Annotated in this window: 1 protein-coding gene; it reads left to right on the forward strand. The window is 38.1% G+C overall.

Going from position 1 to position 2,211, the window contains the following annotated elements:
• Nucleotides 1-590 precede the first annotated feature (590 nt).
• A complete protein-coding gene (locus tag AFK68_RS00830; protein WP_094670875.1) occupies nucleotides 591-1,418 on the forward strand; it encodes an A24 family peptidase in 828 nt (275 codons plus the stop codon).
• Nucleotides 1,419-2,211 lie beyond the last annotated feature (793 nt).

Genomic DNA, 2,211 nt, shown 5'->3' on the forward strand with positions numbered 1-2,211 from the left:
CTTGTGCTAGTGGGTTAGTAGAAGGGCGGTAGGAAAGGCCAGAATGTAAAGATGGTCCAGAATCAAACTTAAATCCCTGACGTTCAAAAATATGTACGAAAAACTTATGTTTTTAATTGATACTTAATCTAAAAATCATTACCACTCAGCAACGCCGATTTTATTGTTTATTATTGAAGATGTCTATTATTTTTGATATAGCAATGATTTATGAAAAAAATCGGTAGTGCGTCAAGGAAGTGTGGGAAGTGTGGGAAGTGTGGGAAGTGTGGTCCGGGTGGGAAGTAGGAGAAATAATTGTACCTGTATCTTTTTGGGAAGTGTCTGCCTTTCGTGCTANCGCTCAACCTCTATATATCAGTGCTTTTAGATTATATTGGCCAGCCCTACGCGACTTATCCCACACTTTACTGATGCACAACCAAAAAATCAAATATTACAACTTATGCACGAATTCCTATATTATGGCTGACTAAAAACTCGGTCAAAGATTACTTTTGACTTTTGAGTTTTGACTTACTTGTAGCGCACCGAAAACTCATTCAGAGATTACTTTTAACTTTTAACTTTTAACTTTTAACTTGCAATATATGAACTTACTCAGAATATGGCCTCTAGCTCTAATGGTATTTGCCCTAGGTGCATCCATCGGCAGCTTTCTCAACGTTGTCATTTATCGGATACCCGCAGGAATATCTATACTTTGGCCTCCATCTCACTGTCCAAAATGCCATAGTCGATTAAAAGCCACAGAAAATGTCCCTATATTTGGTTGGCTATGGTTGCATGGACGTTGTAGCCATTGTCGAAATCCTATTTCTATCCGCTATCCAGTAGTAGAATTAATCACAGCCTTACTATTTTTAGTTGTTTTCTGGAAATTTGGAATTACTATCTCTACCCTAGGCTATTGGGCTTTTTTTAGTTGGCTACTAGCTTTATCTATGATTGACTTAGACACCATGACCCTGCCTAATCCTCTAACCCAATCGGGATTAATCTTAGGTTTAGGTTTTCAAATTATTACCACATTAGAGACAAATTTTCAAGTAAATAATCTAATCAATTATCTAATGATAGGTATTGTTGGAGCAGTAGTTGGTCTATGGTTGTTTGACTTAATCTCTATATTAGGTTCCATAGCTTTCGGACAAACAGTTATGGGTGGAGGAGATGCCAAACTAGCAGCCATGATAGGAGCTTGGTTAGGGTGGAAATATTTACTATTAACTTGTTTTCTTGCCTGTGGTATGGGAGCATTTGTAGGTGGAGCAGCGATCGCCATAGGTTTACTAGATCGACGACAACCAATGCCATTTGGACCGTTTTTAGCAATGGGGGCTAGTTTAACGGCGATCTGGGGTAGTGATATATTATCTACTTACTTAAATCTTTTTTTTCCTGGGTTCTCATCCTAATTTTCAGAAAAAATGGATTATGGATATAGTTTCTCAGTAGAGAGAGGTCAAAACTAAAACTATAGCGCTACAGATTAAGGTGAAGAAAGCCGCCCTTTTGGGAAAACAGAGAGGTTAAAAATCTCACCTTTTCAGCGGATGAAAAAAATATTCACTATATATATTTCAAGCTAAAGGTAGATGTCGGAGATACTGATAACTGATAACTGACATGATTTGAAGAGGCAGTAAATTTTGGCCATAATTTCCGATATCAGAGCTGTCTAAACTAAAACTATAGCGCTACAGATTAAAGTTAGGAAAGCCCCTTGTTGCCAAAACTAGGAAGTCCAAAGTCTCACCTTTTCAGGGGATGAAAAAAACATTCACAATACCATGTTGAGAGACGTCAAAACTAAAACTATAGCGCTACAGATTAAGGTGAAGAAACCTCCCCCTGTGGCAAAACGTAGGAGATCCAAAGTCTCTCATTTTCAGGGGATGAAAAAAATATTTATCCTACCATATAACCAAGCTGAAAGTAGATGTCAGATTTACTGATTTCGGATGTACTGATTATTGATAACTGAAATAGCTGAAGGTATATTTGAGAGGTACTGATAACTGAAATGAGCTGTTGCCTTTAAACCCAGATTTTTGTCAAACACCACATTACTTCTATACAACCCCTAAGTGTATCTCCGGAAAGATGAGGATTTTTGGCTCTTCGGTCAGTCTGACGTCTGAAAGTGTCAGGAGATTGAGAAATACGGGCGAGGGAAAAAAGTAGAATAGGGACTCCTGTCTCCCCCCT

The sequence above is a fragment of the Hydrocoleum sp. CS-953 genome, assembly GCF_002260545.1.
Lineage (GTDB): Bacteria > Cyanobacteriota > Cyanobacteriia > Cyanobacteriales > Microcoleaceae > Trichodesmium.

What these genes read in the sequence shown, in the direction of transcription:
- AFK68_RS00830 (WP_094670875.1), top strand. Translation starts at nt 591, where the DNA reads ATGAACTTACTCAGAATATGGCCTCTAGCTCTAATGGTATTTGCCCTA.